We start from the raw sequence: 22,307 nt of genomic DNA, 5'->3' as shown, positions 1-22,307 counted from the left end.
CAGTCTCAGTTTGGTTTAATCTGTTCAGTCGATAACTGAAAACTGCGACTGCGACTGAAAACTCAAGAAAAAATCTCTCAAAAAAATGAAAAAACACATCCTTCTGGGCTATTGCTCACTAGCATTCTGCACGCTTGTTTCTGCGCAGAATAAATCAGTTAACTTCAAGAAAATAAAAGAATTAGGCGGAATAGAAGAATATTTATATCAGCCAAACGGTATGAATGTTTTGCTTTTGCAGGACAATGCTTCACCTGTTGCAACAGTGCAGATTGTATATCGTGTAGGTTCTAAACATGAAGTTTTAGGAAACACAGGATCGACACACCTTTTAGAACATTTAATGTTTAAAGGAACGCCGAGTTTTAACAAAAAAAACGGAAACACAATTACAGATGTTTTGCAAAATACAGGAGCGCAGTTAAACGCCACAACCTGGTATGATCGTACGAATTATTTCGAAACACTTCCGAGCGATAAAATCGAACTGGCACTTCAAATTGAAGCCGACAGAATGCGTAATTCTTTATTATTAAAAGAAGATAAAGAAGCCGAAATGACTGTTGTGCGTAACGAATTTGAACGCGGTGAAAATAATCCAAATAGCTTATTAGACAAAGAAATCTGGGCTTCGGCATACATTGCACACCCGTATCATCACTCGACAATTGGCTGGAAATCGGATATTGAGAATGCACCAATCGAAGTTTTACGTAATTTCTATAATACCTATTACTGGCCTGATAATGCCACTTTAACCATTATTGGAGATTTTAAAAAAGACAACGTTTTTGACTTAATCGAAAAGTATTTCGGTAAAATTACAAAAGCACCAAACGCAATGCCGCAGCCATACACGCAGGAACCGCAGCAATATGGCGCGCGTAAAATTGTAGTGAGAAAACCGGGAGAATTAGGCGTAATAAACAAAGCTTATAAAATTCCGGGCGCTTTACACGAAGATCTTCCTGCTTTAAATATTTTAGGAGAAATTATAGGTTCCGGGCCGTCTGCAATTTTAAATAAAACTTTCGTTGACAGCCGTTTAGGAATTTATACGTATGCAAGTGCAACAAATTTCAAAGAAGTCGGTCTTTTTACTATCGGAGTTGGTTTTCCATCCTCATCAAAACATGAAGATATCGATGCAAAAATCAGCGAAGTGGTAGCAAAAATCCAAAAAGAAGGCGTAACACAAGATGAGGTAAACAGAGTAGTTGCCAAAATTAGTGCGCAGACCATTTTAGCAAGAGACGGTTCTGGCGTAATTGCATCAGAATTAAACGAAGCCATTGCAGCCGGCGACTGGACAGATTATGTAACAGGAGTTGACAGATTGAAAAAAGTAACTCCGGCAGATGTTCTTCGCGTAGCACAAAAATATTTAGTTGAAGACCAAAGCACAACGGGGTATTTTATTCCGAAACAATCAGGAAACCAAAATCAGGATACTGCAAACGCAAACCACTTTATTCCTGAAAACGGACCGTTTTATTACAGACATTCAGAAGACGGACATGTACACGAAGAATCAGGATCAGCTATTTTATCGGAACAAAAAAACACAACAGAAATCGCTTTTGATGATACAATAATCGAAAAAACAGCTTCGGCTTACAAAAGAGAAAAAGTATCAGGAATTGATGTCATTTCGGTAAAAACTTCGGCTAAAGATTTCGTAACCGTTGCGGCAAGTATTTCGTTAGGAAATTATGCAAATGAAGGTAAAAATAATATGATTCCGTCTTTAACAGCGTCAATGTTATCAAAAGGAACTACGTTGAATGACAAGTTTAAATTCTCTGAAAAACTCCAAAAATTGGGCGTAAACTTAAGCGTAAATGCCTCAACTTTTAAAATCAATATTGGATTTAAATGCCTGAAAAAAGATTTAGATCAGGTGATTACTTTACTGGCAGAAGAATTAAGAAATCCTTTGTTTGATGCCAAAGAATTTGAAAACTTAAAACAGCAGTTTATCGGGAATACACAACAGAATTTAAACGATCCGGGCGAAAGAGGAAGCATTGCATTATCGCAGGCTATTTATCCAAAAGCAAATCCAAATTACAGTTTAAGTGTTGAAGATAACATTGCCAATATTAAAAATGCATCTTTAGACGAAGTAAAAGCTTTTCATAAAAAATATTTCGGATCGGCTTCAATGCATTTAGTTATTGTAGGCGATACAGAAGGTTCTAATTTAAATGCTTCTTTAAAAAAATCATTCAAAAACTGGAATGGCGGAGTAGTAGAAAACATGAAATTTGAAGAAGCTGTAAAAGCCAATTCAAAAACAGAAGTAGTAACAATTCCGGAAAAACCAAGTGCCGAATTATTCATTGGGCAATACACAGGTTTAAAAAGAACCGATGTCGATTATATTCCGTTTTACATTGCTAACTATACTTTAGGAGCAGGTTTTGCCGGACGTTTAATGCAGACCGTTCGTGATAATGACGGTTTAACCTATAGTATTTCATCTGGTTTAGGAGGAAATATTACAACAGGCGGTTACTGGTTTGTAAACGCTTCATTCAATCCGGCATTATTTCAAAAAGGATTAGACGCTACAAAAGTTCAGGTAGATAAATGGGTTAAAGACGGAATCACCGCAACAGAATTAGAAAACAAGAAAACCAATTTAATTGGAAGCTTTAAAGTAGGAATGTCAACCACAAGCGGAATGGCAAGAACTATTTTAAGTTTTGTAGAAAGAGGCTTGGAGCCAAATTACATCGAGCAATATCCAAAAGATATCGAAAAAGTGACTTTGCAGCAGGTAAACGATGCCGTTAAAAAATACATCCAGTTAGACAAAATGATTATCATCAAAGCAGGTTCTTTGGATAAAGACGGGAATCCTTTAAAGTAGTCTTTTTAGTTTACAGTTCCAGTGTTCAGTTTTCAGTCTCAGTGTTCAGTTCGCTGTAATCTGCAGACTGCAACTGAAAACTGAGACTGAATACTGAGACTAAATCTAAAATCTAAAATCAACAATCTAAAATTTATTTTAATAGTCGTCTTTCATTATTTTCATTTTAAAATCTGAATTAGTAAGCCATTTTCTATGAAAGACCTTCAAGAGAGCTGTTTTTGCCAACAGCTCTTTTTTGTAAAAAAGCAAACCAAAAAACAATGAAAAATAGCATATTAACTTTCCTTTTACTGCTTTCGGCGAGTATGTTTGGTCAAATGTACAATCCCGTAAAGTGGTCAGCATCTGTAGAGAAAATTTCAGATAAAGAATATATTTTAAAAGCCAAAGCTGTAATACAATCAGGCTGGCATTTGTACGGACAATACATTGAAGAAGGAGGACCTTCGCCAACCGCTTTTACCTTTAAAAATACGCCTAAGAAATTCGAATTAGTGGGAAAAACAACCGAAGAAAAAGGTCATGAAACGATCGACAAAATCTTCGATATGAAAATCAAATATTTTGAAGACAAAGCCGTTTTTACCCAAAAAATTAAACTGATTTCTGACGTTTCATCCATTACAGCCGATGTTGATTTTATGGTTTGCGATGACAGCAATTGTTTACCGCCAACAACAGAAGAATTAACTTTTAAAATTCCGGCAGAAAAGAAATTGGCTTCTGCCGAAGAAATTCCAGCCGCAAAAAAAGATTCGGCTGTTGCTGAAGATGTAACATTTGTAAAAGCCGTAGATAAACCAGAAAAAATAGCAGTAAATCCCATTAAGAAAGAAGAGTCCAGAGGATTATTGAGTATTTTCATTATTGCCTTTTTATCAGGATTTGCAGCGCTTTTAACGCCTTGCGTTTTCCCAATGATTCCAATGACGGTAAGTTATTTTACCAAGCAGAGTAAAACCAAAGCAGCCGGAATTCGTAATGCCATGATTTACGGATTTTCAATCGTAATTATTTACGTTTTATTAGGTTCAATCGTAACTGCAGTTTTTGGTGCCGATTCGCTGAATGCACTTTCAACTAACGTTTGGTTCAATCTGATTTTCTTTATTTTATTGGTTGTTTTTGCGTGTTCCTTTTTGGGCGCTTTCGAAATTATGCTGCCAAATGCATTAGCCAATAAAGTCGATTCACAAGCCGATAGAGGCGGATTAATCGGTATTTTCTTTATGGCTTTGGCTTTAGCCATTGTATCCTTTTCATGTACAGGACCAATCGTAGGAACCTTATTAGTCGAAGCCGCTTCAAAAGGCGGGATTGCGCCAATTGTTGGAATGTTAGGATTTTCAATCGCCATTGCCCTGCCGTTTTCATTATTTGCAGCATTTCCGGGCTGGTTAAACGCATTGCCAAAATCAGGAGGATGGCTCAATACCGTAAAAGTAGTTTTAGGCTTTTTAGAATTGGCTTTAGCCTTCAAATTTTTATCAAATGCCGATTTGGTTCTGCAATTGCATTGGTTAGAAAGAGAAGTTTTTCTTGCCATTTGGATTGCCGTTTTTGGAGCTTTGGCTTTTTATTTATTCGGAAAAATTACTTTACCTCACGATTCGCCTTTAAACCATATTTCGGTAGGAAGGTTAAGTTTCGGATTGATCGTTTTAACGTTTACCATTTATTTAATTCCGGGACTTTGGGGCGCACCTCTTAAATTAATCAGCGGATTTCCTCCGTCAATGCATTACAGCGAATCTCCAGACGGATTAGGTGCTAAAAATACAGCCGAAACAACGAAATCTGCTTTGCCTGAAGGCGCAGAATACGGACCGCAGAATATCATTACTTTTCATGATTACGATAAAGGAATGGAATTTGCCAAAAAAGCCGGAAAACCGGTTTTATTAGATTTTACCGGATATGCCTGCGTAAACTGCCGAAAAATGGAAGAATTAGTCTGGTCAGATTCTAAAGTTCTTGATGTTTTAAATAATGATGTGGTTCTGATTTCGCTTTATGTTGATGATAAAAAAGAACTGCCGGAAAGTGAACAATATGTTTCTGAAACAACCGGAAAAAAAATTAAGACCATCGGGAACAAATGGAGCGATTTACAGATTAAAACTTATAAAGCAAATGCACAGCCGTTTTATGTAATTGTAGATCATGCAAATAATTCTTTAACAGAAACCTCAGCGTATAATCCTGATATCGAAGAATATTACAATTGGCTTCAAAGCGGTATTAAAAACTTTAAAAAGTAAAATGCTTTTAAGATGATAAATGAAATGGATACTATTTTGAATACAAAACCAAGCGAACTCGAAAATTATTTTTCTGAATTTAGAGAAAATACAATTGGAGTCAATCACAGTTTCGAATCGATTTACGGCCCGCAGAATGTACTGTATGCAGACTGGATTGCCAGCGGAAGATTATATTTCCCGATTGAAGATATTATGCTTCGAAAAATTGGCCCAATGATCGCCAATACGCACTCTTTTTCCAGCCAAACCGGAAAAGCTTCAACTTATGCTTATCAGCACGCAAGAGAACTGATAAAGAAGCATGTAAATGCAAATGAATCCGATTGTCTTGTAGCAACAGGAACCGGAATGACGGCGGCTTTAAATAAATTGCAGCGCATTATGGGACTGCGTTCTAAAGACAATATTTTCAATGTAAAAATCAATTTTGAAGATGAAAGGCCGGTAGTTTTTATCACACACATGGAGCATCATTCCAATCAGGTTCCGTGGTACGAAACCATTGCCGATGTTGTGGTTTTACCCTGCGGAAAAGACAATTTAGTCGATCCAGAGATATTGGCCGAAGAAATCAAAAAATACGAAAACAGAACGCTTAAAATTGGCTCATTTACCGCTTGTTCGAACGTTACGGGAATTATTACGCCGTATCATGAATTAGCCAAAATAATGCATCAAAACGGCGGTTATTGTTTTGTAGATTTTGCAGCGTCAGCACCGTATGTTTCAATTGATATGCATCCGGAAGATCCCAAAGAACAATTGGATGCGATTTTCTTTTCGCCTCATAAATTTTTGGGCGGTCCCGGAACGTGCGGCATTTTAATTTTCAATGAAAAATTATACCAATCCAATTTTCCGGATAATCCGGGCGGAGGAAATGTAAAATGTACCAATCCGTGGGGCGGATACCATTACAGCGATGCGATTGAAGTAAAAGAAGATGGCGGAACACCGGGATTTCTACAGGTTATGCGTACTGCTTTGTGTCTGGAACTGAAAAATAAAATGAATGTTCAAAACATGAAAAACAGAGAAAAAGAACTGCTTGATCTTTGTTTTTTTGAATTGCAGAAAATAAAGGGTTTAACCATTCTGGGAGATTTAAAAACAGAAAGAATTGGCTGCGTTTCGTTTACAATCAAGAATATTCATTACAATTTAATCGTACGATTATTAAATGACCGTTTCGGAATTCAGGTACGTGGCGGGTGGTCTTGTGCCAGTACATACGCTCATTTTTTATTGAATATTGATGAAGAAAAATCAACCGAAATCACAAACGGAATCCTTCAGAAAAATTTAACCGAAAAACCGGGCTGGGTAAGGGTTTCACTTCATCCAACTATGAAAAATGAAGAACTTTTGTTTATTTGTAAAGCCGTTGAACAAATCGTTTTAAATATTCAGGATTGGCAGAAAGCGTATCAATATAATCCTGCAACCAACGAATTTGATAATCTTTTGGTAAAAGAAACCATTGAAGACGATGTCAAAAGTTGGTTTTCTTTGGCTTAGATTTTTGTATATAAGAAAGGCTGTTCCAAATGTAGAACAGCTTCTTTTTTATTTTTTTGGCTGGAGGAATATTTGTTTTTTATCTGCATAAACCCCAGGGGAGCGGCATATCTATATTAGAAAATAGGTCACTCCGCTGGACCTTTATATTGTAAATGTATATTGCTATAAATATTAAGCTTCTCTGAAGCTTTAAAAAAAACTAAAATCACGCTAAATCAAGATCGTAACGTTCATCTTTAAACGTTTTTCCCCATTGGTTTACTTCTGTAGATTCTGTGAGTTTAAAACCAGCTATTTTATACATTTCAAGCGCTTTGTCCTGCATGTTTGTTGTAAGCAGAAACACGTTTTTAAACTTCTTTTCACGGCAAAAATCTACCGCATCTGTCAATAGTTTTTTACCAATTCCCAAACCTCTAAATGACGGATCAAGTAGAAACCATCGTAGCTGCGCTTCGTCTTTTGATTGATGCTGAATAGCAATACAGCCCACAATTTTGTTATTATATTCTGCTATCCAGATACGGTCATAATCTGGAGAATAATTTTCTAAGAAATCATAGAAAGTCTTAATGACATATTTTTCAAATTCATTAGAAAAATTCGATTCATTGCTGTAAATAATTCCATGCAGATAAATAATATAACCAAAATCGCCCGGTTTAATTTCATGACGATACGTAATATCACTTCGAAGCGGTTTACTTTCAGAGAGCAGGTTTTTTATAGTATGCATCGAATTGACAAGATTCTCTTTCTCGAAGAAATTCAGATTTTCAATTTTATCTTCAATCTGTTCATTTACTTTGGCATTCAACGAACTTAGCAATTGTTTTCCTAAACTGCTGAGTTCAATATTAAAAGCACGTTTATCATCTGGTGAAGCCGCTTTTTTGATAAGATTGTCTTTTAAAAAACGTTTCATAATCCGGCTTACATATCCTTTGTCGAGATTGAGGATTTCGGTTATATTTTGAGCGGTAATAGTTTTGTTCTCGCTGATTTCGTAAAGAATTCGAACTTCAGTTACTGAGTAATCACTTTCTAGATAATGCTGGCTTAATAAATCTAAATGAGAAGTATAAAAACGGTTAAAACTTCTAATTTTTGAAGTTGTAGTAGTCATAATTTAAAATATTGCATTATAGAAATGCAAATATATATAATTAGTTGCTTTTGTCAACTATATTGAAAATGTTTTTGCGAAAGTAATTTTTTTAAACACATAGAAACTTTGTATTTGTATGCTTTAAAAAGGTTTTTGAACTCTATTTTCCTTTCAGCAAATTAATACTTACTGTAGCGGTATCGGCATTTGGGAATCGCTTAAAAACAGATTTATCCGGAAATAATCCTGCTTCTGCTGCAATGGCATTAAAGACATCAATTTCAACAATATACTGATCAGAAAAACCATGAGTGGCATCATAAGCCGTTGCAGGAGTTCCGCCTATATTCTCGGCAGTAAGTTTAGGATTTATGGTGTGAAGTTCAATTAAAAGCAGACCAAATTTATGCACATACGGAGACCATTTTTGTAAATGTTCCAGCAGATTATCTTCAACGAGATTATTACTGATTCTTTTTCCTCTGTAAGCAAACGCACCTGTAGATTTACTGACTCTGTTTTTATTAACATGAATTGGATTCTGCCAGATTCGGTTATGGTCTAAAAAAGTCCTTACATTCAAGAGGTCTTTCAAATCAATATTATAGTTTTCTTTGAGATCATTGGCCAATATGTCCGGACGTCCAATATCGCCCCAAATTACTTTTGCCCAAATATCAGCTTTTATTAAATTGGCTCTGGTAACTTTTAAAGCGGTTTGATTATAATCGGCACCAACGAGAAATAGGGGATATTCATCTAAATATTTTCCCCGAAGAGTCTGCCTGTCGATCACTTCAAAAATATGCTGTAAGAAGGCGCCGTTACCGCAGCCCATATCCAGGATTCCTTTTGGCTGTTCTTCAATTGGAAGATTAAAAAGCTTGATCAAAATTTCGTCTACGACTTTAAAATAAGTGTCGTGAGCGCCTCCGCTTCCCCAAACATTCATTTCACGATCTACATGAAGTTCGTTTTCACCTTCGGCGGTTCTTAACACATCCGGATTACCAAAAATTAATTCTTCAATTTTGGCAAATGTCGGTAAATACGAAACCGTAACGCCGTAAGCGCTGGCTCTTTTGGCAAAAAACAAACCAGCTTCGGTAAACTGATAATTGCCGTTTTTTTCGATAAACCAGCCCAGATGAACAAAAAAGTCTAATATTTTTTTGAAGTTTTCCGGCGATTTATGAAACTCTTCGGGTCTGAAAGAAGTTTCCATAAAATATTTATGAAACATGCCGTTCATTGCCAGACGAACTATTGTAGGTCCAATTAAATAACCTTCGATATGTTTTAAAATCTGTTCCTGAATGCTGTTTTTCAACGGATCAGCTGACGGTTCGATTCCGTATCTCGTTTTATATTTTTCAAAAATAAGATTGAGTTTCTCAAACGGAACATCTTCAAACAAACGAGGATGGAACTGAATCGATAAATGAAGTAAAGCCACAACATCTTCATAAAGATGAAACAATGAAAAAGCCATTTCGGTTTTTTCGTTTACCGAAATTGTAATTTCCTGTGTTTGATTATCAACTTCATAATCCAGAAAACCCTGAGACGCCAAAACTCTTAAACCCACATTCAGATATCCTTCATTGGCATTAAAAGCAGCAGTAAGCTCAGATAAAGTGAGTTTTTCTTTATTTAAGATAAATTCTAAAACAGATTTATTTTTAAATGCAATTGCCACAGGAGCAGTTACAAGGCCATCAAGATGCCTAAAAATAGAACTTAAAAATTTTGATTTATCAGCCATAGTACAAAAATGAAGGTTAGTTTAAAAATAATGAATTTTTTCTTACCTAACGCAAGTCAGTTTTGCTAGAGTATAAATGACTGAATTTTTATAGCTGAATATCTATAAATCCTCTGGATATTTAAGCATAAATGTTGGTATATCATTTACATGGCTTAGATCAATTGAAAATCTAATTTTATCATATTCCTCTTTAGTTAAATTTCCTTTAATCTCAAAGCTTGACGTTTCAATTTTTCTGATAAGTTCAGTTCTAGTAATTGTATAATAATCATTACAATTTACATACGTTTTTTCAGTTAATCCGTTTTTCTCAGTTGGAGCTATAAAGGCCAAAGTGTCTGAATGATATCTTTTATGAGCAATATGCATTAGTTTAGCATCTAATTGAGTTGTGCATAATACCATATAGTTATCTTCATTGTCAATTGCAACAACTATAAAATAATGGGGAATCGCAGTACCAATAAGTTCTGGGGCAATAAATTTATAAATTACTCCGACTTTTAATGTAGTTTGAATAACAAATTGAGCCGGAATTAATGACATGCATCTAAGTTTGATTGAATTTCATTGTATGAACGAAAATGACTTAATGATTCTACAGCATTTTCAATATAAAAGATTGTCTTATATTCGTCGATTAAATCTTGAGGAATTACAAAGAAATCTTCCATAACCATGCTGTAGCTGTTTGGTAAGTAATCTATATTTAAGTCTTTTTCAAATCTCTGCCATTCTGGAAACTTATGTGATAAATCTCTCAAAGCAAATTGATTTAGATTGCCAAATTTTTCCCAAATAGAATTCATTACTTCTATATCAGATTTTGAAAAATATCTTTCGTCAAATTCTTTTTCGGCTTTAATATCGTGTCCAACAACATTGAAGTTATCAGGATTACTGCTTTTGGTGAAATCCATCGTTGCAGAAGGTACAGGGCCATGAGGTAAAGCTCGGTAAGAGTCCTTCAAAATCAATCGTCCATACTTATTTAAATGAACTCTATCTGACAGCCAAAGAAGTTTCATTAACTTTAATCTGTTAATAGATTTATTCTCAGACTTATTAGTAAAGAATAAAATAGAATTGATAATTTTATTTGTAGCGATATTCATATTGCAAATTTACGATTTTTTTCGTTAGTTATTAACTTTTAAAGGAGGTTATTAACAATTTGATGCGTATCAAAATAACTGTATTTAATTGATAAATGGTTAGTTACTGTTGATAATTATGGTTTTTGGTTTTGATTTTGATGCAAATATTAAGTCCTAAGTAAATATAAATTATCATTTACCCTTGCAGAATAAAACCATATTAAATTGTTTTGGATATTTAAATTTTCATTTTTAAATGAAAATAAATGGGTTGCAAATATAAGTATAATTTGCAACAAAATTTATTTTTTCGTTGTTATTAATTGTAACATTTTTTAATGAGAATTTTCAAGATTTATTAGTTAAGTTTTTTTAATGAAAAACAAAAACAGTTAAATCTGACTGGATAAATACGTTCCTATTTTTTAGCTTTCTTACTCTTATGTTTGTAAAAAAATAAAGAAATGGAAATGAATGAAGAATTAGAGAAATTTAAAAACTTAGCCGTTCAATATTTAAATACTTTAAAACCTATTTCGGTAGAAAAAAATAGGTATGAAGTAAAAATTGAATTGACAAGTTATACTGAATTGAGCTGTATGATTACACAAATTTTGAAATCATGTATTTTGACATTAGAACAAAATGCAAATGAAGACACAGATATTGCCTTAATGCTCGAAATGGCGCTTCAGTTACTTCCTGTAGATGAATTTGAATTACTGGACAGAATCAATGAATTGCAATAATTATAGAGCTTTATATGCAGCAGTAAGTTTATCCAAAAACTCAAAAAGTTTTGCATTCATTTCGCTGTAATCATAAGCCAGAATCGTTTCGGGATTTTGAACAAATTTGTATTTTTTACTTGCAGCGGCTAAATCATCTTCACTTTCAATTAAAAGCGATACGACTTCTGTGGTTACTTCCATATGACATTGAAAACCATAAACCAGATTAGAATAGGAAACAATCTGAACCGGACAGCCTTCGCTAAAAGCCAAAACTTTACTTTCTGGTGTCAGCCCTGGCATATCATTGTGCCAATGTCCTACGTTTAACGGTGTGCCGAAATGGTTTATTTTTTCATCTTCGGTACCCAGTTTTGTCAAGGTAATAGGAAAAATACCAATTTCTTTTTCGGGACTCTGATTGACTTTTGCTCCAAGTGCTTCGCCAATTAACTGCGAACCTAAACATACACCAACAACAGCTTTTCCAGCAGAAACACATTTTTGAATCAAATTTATTTCGGCAGCAGCATTAAAATGCGGACATTCCTCCAAAGTAGTATTCGGACTTTGAGGACCGCCCATGACAATTAGCAAATCGATTAAATCTGCTGAATCGGGCAGGGGTTCGTTTTCATAAACTTTAGAAAAAGAAATTTGATAATTTCTCTCTTTTGCCCAGTTTAAATACGCTCCCGGAGCTTCAAATATTTCGTGTTGTATAAAATGTATGTTCATCAAATTCAAAATTTAGAGCAAATTTACCTTCATTATAAAAAATCCCCATAGTCCACTTTTAATTATTAAAAGATAGTCCAGATTTTACTTGAATTAAAAATATACAATCCTAAAAAACAGAACGGTTAAAATTGTACATTTTGTACATTTTTTTTTGTATATTTGCTAATTATGAATCAGCCCAAATGATGAATGTAAAAATAGTAAAGATTGAGGGGAATAATTTAGTTGATGCTAAAATTTTAAATTCTAAAGCACTTAAAATAAATCTTCCATCTCTAGTTGACGGTTGGAGATTTGATTTTAAAAAACATTCGAAAAAAAAGAATTTCGATACTTATGTTTTGGTTACTGAAGAGACTTCTGAAAGAATTGAAGGTTGCTTAACATTTGAAATGAAGGATAAAGTTGAGCCTTATATGGCCTTTGTTGAAATAGCTCCTCATAATAAAGGTATAGTAAAAGAATATGAAAATGTAGCAGGTTGTTTAATAGCTTTTGCCTGTCGTTTGAGTTTTATTAATGGGAAGGATCATTTTCAAGGATGGCTGGCCTTTGATGTTTTGGAAGAAATTAAAGAAGATGAGACTAAACTTATGAAAGTTTATTCAGCTAAATATAACGCTTTAAGATTAGGAGAGAGTACCACTATGCTGATACCTCCAGAAGGAGGACAAAAATTAATAACTGAATTTTTAAATTAATGGATATGAAAAATAAAGAAATTAAATTTGAAGATATCTGGAATGACAAAAAGAAAGAAGATATTAAAAAAGCTGTTTTACAGCATTCTTCTAAACAATCTAAAGAACGAATACTAACGAATCAATTACTGTCTATTCAGTATAAACTCGAAGATTATATTCAAAACGAAACAGAAGATATTGAAGTTTTAAAAGTACTTGATTTTGTAAAAATGTACTTAAAAGTTCTTAATTTGACCAAAAAAGAATTAGCTGCATATTTTGGTATGGAAGATAGTAATCTGCATAAATATTTAACGGGGACGAGAAAACTTAATGCAGAATTAGTTTTAAAATTAAGTTCTTTTTCACATACAAAACCTGAATATTGGTATCGTGTTCAAATAAAGAATGAATTGATAGAATTAAATAAAGAAAAGAAAAATGTAGAGAAGTATAAAAAATACGATTATCGTAATTTACTCGAAGCAGTTTAAACTTTGATTAATAAAAAATGCGCAAATTATGTTTGATTTGCGCATTTTTTTATTGAATCTAATAAACAATTTAAGTAATTTCAAATCTACTTATTCATCGCAATATACTCCGAAGGCGTCATCGTAAAATGCTTTTGGAAATTACGTCCGAAACTCGTCTGCGATTTATAACCTACCATTTCGGCGATTTCATACATTTTGTAATTCTCGTTTAAAAGTAACTCAGCAGCACGTTTTAAACGTACGATATTAATCAGCTCATTCGGACTCAGATTCGAAATGTCTTTAATTTTTCGGTATAAAGTTGAACGGCTCATATTCATGATTTCAGCCAGAGATTCTACGCTTAAATCAGAATCGGTGATGTTTTTCAGAATTTCTTCGTCGAGTTTTTTCAGGAATTTTTCATCCGTTTTGTTGTGTGCAATACTTTTAATGTGCGAAAGCGGCGAACTCGCATAATAATTCATAATCTGCTTTCTGTTTTCAATCAAATTATTTACCTGAACCTTTAAATAATCCATTGAAAAAGGTTTTGCGATATACGCATCGGCACCCACTTCAAGACCGTCAATTTGGGATTTCAGCGAGTTTTTGGCGGTAAGCAAAATCACCGGAATATGACTTGTTTCGAGATTTGTTTTAATCTCTTTACACAATGTAATTCCGTCCATAACCGGCATCGAAACATCGCTTATAACCAATTGAATATTTTCGTTATGAATTATTTTTAAGGCATTTTCACCATTATCCGCTTTTAAAATGGTATAAAACGGCGCTAATTCAGTCGTAATAAAATTCAATAAATCTTCATTGTCTTCAACTACTAAAAGCTGTGTTTTTTCGTGTTTATTTTCAACTTCAATTGTTTCAGATTCCGTTTCAACTTCTTCTTTTTCAGGTTCATTATAAAACATAAATTCTTCTTCCTGACGGAGCGGCACCACAAGTTCAAAAATATTAATCTTAGAATCCGGAATTACCTGAAGGTTTCCGTTATGCAGCTGCGTTAACGAATGTGCCAGTGAAAGCCCAATTCCCGTTCCCGAAGTCGTATCCATATTATCAACCCTGAAAAACGGTTCAAAAATTTTATCTTTTAAATGAAACGGAATCAGATTTCCGTCATTTTTTACAATTAAAGTCAGTTTCTTTTCATCTCTAAAAAGCGTAATCGAAGCTTTATGTGTAGAATATTTAATAGCATTGCTCATCAAATTACTTAGGATTTTTTTGAAAGCTTCTTTATCCACAAAAGCAAAAATGTCTTTTTCGCCCAGTTCAAGTTCAAATTCAATTCCGCGTTCTTCAATCAACTGGCTGAATCTCAAATGTAAATTCCGAACCATCGACGAAATATTGGCTTCTACGAAAGTGAGTTTTAAACCGCCAATTTCAGATTTTCTAAAATCCAGTAATTCGTTTACCAGTTTTAATAAACGAGACGTGTTTTTCTTCATTATAGAAAGATTCTGAGGTACTTCAGGAGATTTGTGTTCCATAACCAAAAGTTTTTCCAAAGGCCCTTTTATCAGCGTCAAAGGCGTCCTAATTTCGTGTGCTACATTGGTAAAAAAGTCAATTTTGGCCTGATAGATTTCTTTTTCTTTTTCGTCGTTTAGATGTTTTATTTTTCGGTTGTTTTTAATCTGCGTTAAATTCTGCGAATAACGAATGATGTAATAAAACGAACCGCATATCAGCAGAAAATAGAAGAAATAAGCATAAGAACTCGCCCAAAACGGAGGCAGAATTCTGATTTTCAGTTCTACTTCTTTGCTCCAGACACCAAAACTATTCAGCGATTTTACTTTAAAAACATAATCACCAGGCGCTAATTCTGTAAAGAAAACTTTATTGTTGCGTTCCAGATAAACCCAGTCGTTGTTAACGTTTTCCAGTTTATACCAATATTCTGTAAGTTCCGGCGCTGTGTAATTTAGAGAAGCAAATTCAAGGTTAAATGACGACTGACTGTTGTCTAATTCCAGTTCATCAATATGCGAAATTGATTGTTTAATTGGCGAATCATTTCCGTTGGCATCAATATCCTTATTATTAATCTGAAGATTGGTGATGAAAATCGAAGGCGTGTATTTGTTTTTGGTAAAATTCTTAGGGTTGAAACTGATCATTCCGTTTAAATTTCCAAAATACATATCGCCGTTTGCATCCTCAAAAGCCGATGCATAATTAAACTGATCGCTCAATAAACCATTTGCGGTTGTATAAATTTTAATGCTTTTATGATCCGGGCCAAATTTTACCAAACCTTTTGAAGTCGTAAGCCATAAATTTTTAGAATCGTCTTCTAGAATCGAGTACACGACATTACTCGGGAATCCGTTTTTGGTTGTAAATTTTTTAAACGTTCTTGTTTTTTTATCGAATAAATCCAATCCGTTTTCGGTAGCAAACCATAAATTTTTAGAACTGTCTTCAAAAATATAATTGATAGAGTTATTGCTGATTCCGTTTGGATTTTTATAATCGTAAATAAAAACCTCTTTCTTTTTGGTTTTCGGATTGTAATAAAATAAACCATCGCGGTAACTTCCCGCCCAGAGATTTCCGTCGCTGTCTTCTTTATAAGTCGTATAATGTGTGGTTTCCGGAAATGTTTTTAAAGTATCAAAAGTATCTTTCTGCTCATTATACACATAAAGTCCCATTGTCGTAATTACAATTAATTCGTCTTTTTTGGTTACATAAAAAGAAAAAATAAAATTACTTCGCAATCCTGAACCCGGATTATTGGCGCTGTAATGTTTGATAACCGCGCCCGAATTTCGGTCTAAAACATCCAGACCATGTTCAAAAGTTCCCACCCAGATTTTGTCTTTTCTGGGCATTAAAGCATGAATATTATAATACGAAACACTGCTTTTACTTCCGTTTGGCAAATACGAAGTAAAGATTTGAGTTTTCGGATTAAATCGGTTTAAGCCTGCATCTTCGGTTCCAATCCACAAATCGCCTTTATCATCTTTATGAATTTCTCTAACGGCGCTTCCGCTGATAGAATTCTGCCCTTTCTGCGGAAAATATTTCTTGAACTGCGTGTATTGTTTTTGATGGTAATTGATACCGCCAAAATACGTTCCAACCCAAATTCCGTTTTCTTTATCAATGGTTATAGAATACGCCGCATTATCTGAAATTGCATACGGATCATTGTAATTTTTTTTGAGATTAACGCTCAACTTCGTTTTTAGATTATAAACATAAACCCCAGATTCGCTTGCAATCCAGAGTTCGTCGTTTCCTTTCTTTTTAAACTGGCGGACATAAACAGGTTTTTTTGTCGAAAATTCTAAACTCGAAGTTGTTTTGTTTTGAATGTTATAAAGTAAAACGCCGTCGTCTTGCGTTCCTATAACAATATTGTTTTGGTCTAAAGCATAAATAACCGTAATCCTGAAATTAGCAGAATTGGATGGAGGCGTTACAGGAATATTTTCAAACGAAAGATTTTCTTCAGAATAGCGGTAAATTTTATTTAAGGAAGAAGCCCAGATCTGCCCGTTTGCATCTCTGGAAATCGAAGTGGCAATAAAATACTTATTTGGATTAAAAGTTTTGGTTTCTTTTTTTGAAGTCGAATATTTATAAAGAATATTTCCTGAAATAAACCAGATATTTCCGTTTTTATCATGATTAATATCGTTGATACGATCGTTAATAGCTTCGTTTAAAACCGTAAACTGATCTGTTTTTTTATCGTATTGGTACAAACCTTTATCTGTCCCTACCCAGATAACGCCTTTATGCTCGTGTAAAGACTGAATATAATTGCTTCCTAAACTATGAATTGGATCGGCATTGCTCCTGTAAGTTTTAAAACGATAGCCGTCAAATCGGTTTAAACCGTCTTTTGTTCCAAACCACATAAAGCCGTCATCATCTTGCAAAGAGGTCAAAACGGTGTTGTTAGAAAGTCCTTCTTCAACCTGAAAATGTTTGAAATAATATTCTTGTGCTTCAATAAAATTTATTGAAAAAATCAAAAAAAATACAAAAAGAAAGAATTTACGCATAGCTGTGTTTTTTAGGATAAAACAAGGACTTATTCAAATCGTGTCAATTTTCAACAAAATGTTGCAAGCCTCTGTTTTTCTCGTCTTTTTTATACAATTTGAATCATTTGAGATAGAAATTGACACAAAAGAAGCATTTTATTTTGAATTAAAATCATCTACTTTGGATTTTCAAATAAATGATATTGACAATTTTTAGGCTTAAAAAATACATTGTCTTTAAAATAAAGTTTGAAAAAATATTCCATTAACAATTTTGAAACAAAATGAACGAATTATTAGCAACTAGTAAAAGTATTTGTTTTTTTGTGCGCATAAGAGCCGACTAGAATTAGTAAAAAAACAATCGTAAAACCAACCAAAAAAGAAAACTATCTAAATGACAAATCAATGAAAACAAAGATCACTCAAATTTTAAAGAAGAGATATTACCTCTTGTTTTTCTTTAGTTTATTATTACAACAATCGTATGCACAACAGCAAATAACCATAACGGGAAAAGTAGCTTCTGCAGCAGGAGAACCAATTCCGTTTGCTAACGTTGTCATTAAAAACACTAAAAACGGCGCTGTAACCGATTTCGATGGAACGTATAAAATAACCGCAGGCTCAGACCAGACACTGGTTTTTAGTTCTCAGGGTTATAAAACAACCGAAATCGCGATTAACGGCAAAACAACAATAAATGCTGCTTTAGCAGAAGATGCTACAAAACTAGACGAAATTGTAGTAGTAGGATACGGCTCTCAGCAGAAAAAAGACCTTACAGGAGCTGTAGCACTGGTTAAAGCCACTGAAATTCAAAAAAGACAGGTAACTACAGTTGCAGACGGATTACAAGGTTTAGTTACGGGAGTAAAAGTTCGCGGCGGCGGACGTCCCGGACAGGAAGCTAATATTGAAATTCGTGGTTTAAAGAACCTTCAAAATGCCAATCCGCTTTATGTAATTGATGGTTTGGTAACAACGGCAAATCGTGATTTTAACCCAAATGATATCGAATCGATTCAGGTTTTAAAAGATGCTTCTGCCGCTGCTATTTATGGTTCCAGAGCAGCAAATGGGGTAATTATTATTACGACTAAAAAAGGTAAAAAAGGACCGCTGCAAGTTGAAGTTTCGGCAAAAACAAGTTTTCAGGTTATGCCTCGTTACGATTTGATGGGAACCGAAGAGTTTGCCAAATACAACAATATGGCGTATGACAATGCCGGACTTCCGAGACAAAACCTTAATATGGCAGTTGATACTGACTGGCAGGACGCGGTTTTTAAAACAGGAATGATTCAGGATTATAATGCAAGTTTTTCCGGAGGAAACGAGAATTCTACATTTTTCCTTTCTGGAAATTATTTTGGAAATGAAGGAACTGTTGTTGGAACTGATTTCGACAGAATTTCATTTCGTGTAAACTCAAGCGGTACAAAAGGAATTTTTAGTATTGGAGAAAACTTAGCCATTAGTAATGCCAAAACAGATGAAATGTCTGGAAACCCAATTATTGATGTTTACAGAATGACGCCGACAATTCCGCTTTACGACGCTTCTAATCCGGGCGGATACGGATATGGAAAACAAGGTGTTGCAGATACTTTTGGAACAAATCCTCTGGCACTTGCTGATTTTTCTAATACAACAAACGAAAACTTTAGAATTAGAGGAAACATCTGGTCAGAGTTAAAATTTGTGCCTTGGCTGAAATACCGTTTCAATTTTGGATATGAAACTAGTTTTGATTCTTATAAATACATGAGAAAAAAAGGAAGCTGGACATTAAACCAGCCTCAGGATCCATCTCAGACCGATCAAAATAAAGGAAGATCAGAAACGATGTTATTTGAAAATACACTGACTTTCAAAAAAGAATTTGGGAAACATGATATTACAGTTTTAGTAGGTCAGACGTTCCAAAAAGATACTTACAATCAGATTTATGGAACAAAGAGAAATCTGCCAATGAATTCTGGAACAGGTCAGTATTATGAAGTTTTAAATCAGGGAGATTCACCAGTTGTTGGAGGTTTTATAAACGAAGCCGCTTTAACATCCTACTTAGGAAGATTAGAATACAATTACGATAATCGCTATTTATTTAATGCGGTAATCAGACGTGATGGTTCATCAAAATTCAGCGATGGAAATAAATGGGGTAATTTCCCGTCACTTTCTGCAGGATGGAGAATAAGCAACGAATCATTCTTTAAATCAGAATTTATTAAAGATTTAAAATTAAGAGCAAGTTATGGAGAATTAGGTTCTGGAAATATCAGAGAATACGAGTCAAGAAGTTTTGTTAATAATTTCGGACAAATTGTATTAGGTAAAGACCAAAACTTATATCCATCTGCAGCTCAGGTAAAATTATCAAATTCACAATTGCGCTGGGAAAAATTAAAACAAACCAACTTAGGATTAGATTTAGGAGTTTTAAATAATGATCTGCGTCTTACTGCCGATTATTTTATTGCCCGTACAGAAGATGTATTATTTGGTTTTCCAATTTTACTGACTACTGGTAACGATGGCGGAAACCCAATTTCTAATGCTGCAACTGTAGAAAATAAAGGTTTTGAATTAGAACTGGCTTACAGCAAAAAAATCAACGAAGTTTCATTTAATGCTTCTGTAAACTTTACAAAAATAAACAACAAGCTGGTTTCTTTGGGTAACGGTCAAAATGAAAACATTATTGGAAACACGATGACCCGCAGCGGACAACCTGTTGGTATGTGGTACGTATTGCAGACAGATGGTTTATTCCAGTCTCAGGAAGAAATTCAGAACTACAAAAACGCAGACGGAAAAGTAATTATGCCAAATGCGGTTCCGGGAGATATTCGTTTTAAAGATGTGAACGGTGACGGACAAATTACAAATGAAGATAAATCTATCGTAGGAAGCCCATGGCCTGAATTTGAAATGGGATTAAACGCCGGAGCAGAATACAAAGGGTTTGATTTTTCTATGAACTGGATCGCTTCACACGGAGCTACTGTTTATAACGGATTTAGAAGTGTTGTAGATCGTTTTGACGATAACAGTAACTACAGAACAGGTATCCAGCCTTGGACACCAGAAAATCCAAATACTGATTTTCCTAGAATTACAAAAGGTTCAACCTTAAACTCAAGAGGAGACAGCGACCGTTTCTTAGAAAGCGGTGATTTTATCAGGCTGAAATACATTGGTTTTGGATATAATCTGCCAGACAGTGTTTTAAAAAATTCAGGAATTACAAGAGCAAGATTAACATTATCTGCACAAAACATTCTTACGATTACAAAATACAAAGGCTTAGATCCTGAATTTAGTAATACGGGAGATAACAGAATTTTTGAAAGAGGTGTTGATAATGGTTCTTTCCCAAATCTAAAGACATATTCTTTTGGTGTAGAGTTTAGCTTTTAATTTAAAAAACAGCGTAATGAAAAAAATAATAATAATAACAGCAGCTTTTCTGGGTCTGGTTTTTACAGCTTGTGAAAACGAATTGGATTTGAACAGCCCAAATGATATAACAGTAGATCAATATTGGAAAACTGAAAGTGATGCACAAGCCGGTGTAAACTCAATTTACGCCATGTTTTATAAAGACGGATTGTGGGCAAGATGGATTTATTTTCGTTTAGACCTTACTTCTGATGAAGGTTATAGTGTAAGTCCGTGGACAGAATTAGCAGACTGGACAAGATTTAATTACATCAATTATAATTTTTGGGAAGGAAATGCCGTAACATGGAGAGATACTTACAAAGCCATCTTTAGATGTAATCAGGTTTTAGCAAATGTTCCAAATATTGCTTTTCAAAATGAAGATGATAAAAAGAAAATTATTGCGCAGGCTAAATTTTTCAGAGCCTTACATTACTATTATGCTGCAGTAATCTGGGAAGATGTTCCATTGGTTTTAGATCCGTCTACGCCGTCAGATTTACCTCAGCAGAAAAAGGTTGACGAAATCTGGGCACAAATTGAAAAAGACCTAAACGAAGCCTACGAAGATCTGCCAAGAGACTGGTCATCAGATCAATTGGGAAGACCGGATAAAGGTGCCGCAAAAGCTTTTCTTGCCAAAACGTATATGCAGCAGCGCAAATGGCCGGAAGCCAAAACCGCTTTAGAATATTTAATTAACGGTGCAGGAGCAAAGTATAGTTTAGTTGCTAACTACAGAGACAATTTTACAGATGTAAATGAAAACAACAGCGAATCTGTTTTTGAAATCCAGTTTGGAGATCAAAGAAAGGGAGGAACAGATGAGTCACAAAATGCAGCAGTTTCGAGCAATCGTTCGCAGTTTTTTGCACCAAGAGGAATCGGATGGTCAGACGGTCAGGCTCGTTTTTGGTTAGTAAATGCTTTTAAACAGGAAAAAAATAAAGATGGTAATCTGGATACTCGTTTAAGATGGACTTTATACTACCCTCAATTACTGGCTGATTTTGGAGACAAAACATACGATAGAAACTGGGAATGGAATAATGATGAAGCATGGTTTAGAAAAGGAAGCCGTGACTACTACAGAAATAACGAAGATTATTACAATCAGGTAAATTACAGATTAGTTCGTTATGCAGACATTTTATTGCGTTATGCCGAAGTTTTAAATGAATTAGGCAATACTTCAGATGCTTATCAATATGTTGATCAGGTAAGAGCTCGTGCAAACATGAACACATTAGCAGCTGCACATCCTGAAATTGGAAACGATCACGATAAATTCTTAGAACGTTTGAAAATGGAAAGAGTTCTGGAGTTATGCGGCGAAAGTGTACGCTGGGAAGATTTAAAACGCTGGGGAGATTTAAATTCTCAGGCTTCAGTTGATAAAATTGCGCTTCGTGATCCGGATTTTAAAAACTTCACGGTAGGTAAAAATCATAGAATGCCAATCCCGCAGAGTGATGTAGATAATAATCCAAATCTGGAGCAGAACTCTGGATATTAAAACTGATTTTTTGAGGGAATCAGATGTATTAATCTGA

The 22,307-nt window shown here is 34.4% G+C and carries 14 protein-coding genes; 8 read left to right on the top strand and 6 right to left on the bottom strand.

Features of this window, described 5'->3' with window-relative positions:
• Positions 1 to 85 precede the first annotated feature (85 nt).
• The 3 genes from ACTJIW_RS20115 (at position 86) to ACTJIW_RS20105 (ending at position 6,660) form a co-directional block, all read left to right on the top strand.
• Complete coding sequence (locus ACTJIW_RS20115) at positions 86 to 2,875, top strand: M16 family metallopeptidase (RefSeq protein ID WP_440716838.1); 2,790 nt, start codon at positions 86 to 88, stop codon at positions 2,873 to 2,875.
• Between the two features lie 263 nt (positions 2,876 to 3,138).
• On the top strand, positions 3,139 to 5,139 hold the full coding sequence (locus ACTJIW_RS20110; RefSeq protein WP_440716837.1) for a cytochrome c biogenesis protein CcdA: 2,001 nt from the start codon (positions 3,139 to 3,141) through the stop codon (positions 5,137 to 5,139).
• Positions 5,140 to 5,151: 12 nt separating this feature from the next.
• Positions 5,152 to 6,660 carry an aminotransferase class V-fold PLP-dependent enzyme gene (locus ACTJIW_RS20105; protein ID WP_440716836.1) on the top strand — a complete coding sequence of 503 codons (1,509 nt, stop codon included), beginning with the start codon at positions 5,152 to 5,154 and terminating at the stop codon, positions 6,658 to 6,660.
• Positions 6,661 to 6,868: 208 nt separating this feature from the next.
• Here ACTJIW_RS20105 and ACTJIW_RS20100 read toward each other — a convergent pair whose 3' ends face one another.
• The 4 genes from ACTJIW_RS20100 to ACTJIW_RS20085 all read right to left on the bottom strand — a co-directional run bounded on the left by ACTJIW_RS20100 (position 6,869) and on the right by ACTJIW_RS20085 (position 10,567).
• On the bottom strand, positions 6,869 to 7,789 hold the full coding sequence (locus tag ACTJIW_RS20100) for a bifunctional helix-turn-helix transcriptional regulator/GNAT family N-acetyltransferase (RefSeq protein ID WP_440716835.1): 921 nt from the start codon (positions 7,787 to 7,789) through the stop codon (positions 6,869 to 6,871).
• A 142-nt stretch (positions 7,790 to 7,931) separates the two neighbouring features.
• Positions 7,932 to 9,536, bottom strand: coding sequence for a class I SAM-dependent methyltransferase (locus ACTJIW_RS20095; RefSeq protein WP_440716834.1), 1,605 nt, complete (start codon positions 9,534 to 9,536; stop codon positions 7,932 to 7,934).
• Between the two features lie 102 nt (positions 9,537 to 9,638).
• Positions 9,639 to 10,085: a hypothetical protein gene (locus ACTJIW_RS20090; protein ID WP_440716833.1), complete on the bottom strand. Its 447-nt coding sequence runs from the start codon at positions 10,083 to 10,085 to the stop codon at positions 9,639 to 9,641.
• Positions 10,076 to 10,567 (bottom strand): Panacea domain-containing protein, encoded by a 492-nt coding sequence (locus tag ACTJIW_RS20085; protein WP_440716857.1) that lies wholly within the window; start codon positions 10,565 to 10,567, stop codon positions 10,076 to 10,078. The genes ACTJIW_RS20090 and ACTJIW_RS20085 overlap by 10 nt, the downstream gene beginning before the upstream one ends.
• A 533-nt stretch (positions 10,568 to 11,100) precedes the next feature.
• On the opposite strand from ACTJIW_RS20085, the gene ACTJIW_RS20080 reads away from it, so the two are divergent.
• The gene (locus tag ACTJIW_RS20080; RefSeq protein ID WP_440716832.1) at positions 11,101 to 11,385 is read left to right on the top strand and encodes a hypothetical protein; all 285 of its coding nucleotides are present in this window, start codon (positions 11,101 to 11,103) and stop codon (positions 11,383 to 11,385) included.
• Here ACTJIW_RS20080 and ACTJIW_RS20075 read toward each other — a convergent pair whose 3' ends face one another.
• Positions 11,386 to 12,105, bottom strand: coding sequence for a type 1 glutamine amidotransferase (locus tag ACTJIW_RS20075; RefSeq protein ID WP_440716831.1), 720 nt, complete (start codon positions 12,103 to 12,105; stop codon positions 11,386 to 11,388).
• 185 nt (positions 12,106 to 12,290) lie between these two features.
• Here ACTJIW_RS20075 and ACTJIW_RS20070 point away from each other — a divergent pair, with 185 nt between their 5' ends.
• Positions 12,291 to 12,809, top strand: a complete 519-nt coding sequence (locus ACTJIW_RS20070) for a hypothetical protein (protein WP_433815784.1) — start codon at positions 12,291 to 12,293, stop codon at positions 12,807 to 12,809.
• A gap of 5 nt (positions 12,810 to 12,814) precedes the next feature.
• The gene (locus tag ACTJIW_RS20065; protein ID WP_183044606.1) at positions 12,815 to 13,285 is read left to right on the top strand and encodes a helix-turn-helix transcriptional regulator; all 471 of its coding nucleotides are present in this window, start codon (positions 12,815 to 12,817) and stop codon (positions 13,283 to 13,285) included.
• 86 nt (positions 13,286 to 13,371) lie between these two features.
• Here the strand turns inward: ACTJIW_RS20065 and ACTJIW_RS20060 are convergent, their stop codons facing one another.
• On the bottom strand, positions 13,372 to 17,322 hold the full coding sequence (locus ACTJIW_RS20060) for a hybrid sensor histidine kinase/response regulator transcription factor (protein WP_440716830.1): 3,951 nt from the start codon (positions 17,320 to 17,322) through the stop codon (positions 13,372 to 13,374).
• A 390-nt stretch (positions 17,323 to 17,712) separates the two neighbouring features.
• On the opposite strand from ACTJIW_RS20060, the gene ACTJIW_RS20055 reads away from it, so the two are divergent.
• Both ACTJIW_RS20055 and ACTJIW_RS20050 read left to right on the top strand, forming a co-directional pair.
• Positions 17,713 to 20,730 (top strand): SusC/RagA family TonB-linked outer membrane protein, encoded by a 3,018-nt coding sequence (locus tag ACTJIW_RS20055; RefSeq protein ID WP_121362020.1) that lies wholly within the window; start codon positions 17,713 to 17,715, stop codon positions 20,728 to 20,730.
• A gap of 16 nt (positions 20,731 to 20,746) precedes the next feature.
• Positions 20,747 to 22,270 carry a RagB/SusD family nutrient uptake outer membrane protein gene (locus ACTJIW_RS20050; protein WP_121362019.1) on the top strand — a complete coding sequence of 508 codons (1,524 nt, stop codon included), beginning with the start codon at positions 20,747 to 20,749 and terminating at the stop codon, positions 22,268 to 22,270.
• Positions 22,271 to 22,307 lie beyond the last annotated feature (37 nt).

It is taken from the genome of Flavobacterium sp. 22659, from assembly GCF_052044235.1.
Lineage (GTDB): Bacteria > Bacteroidota > Bacteroidia > Flavobacteriales > Flavobacteriaceae > Flavobacterium > Flavobacterium johnsoniae.
The sequence above is the reverse complement of the archived record's forward strand: the minus strand, read 5'-3'. Positions and strand labels throughout refer to the sequence as shown.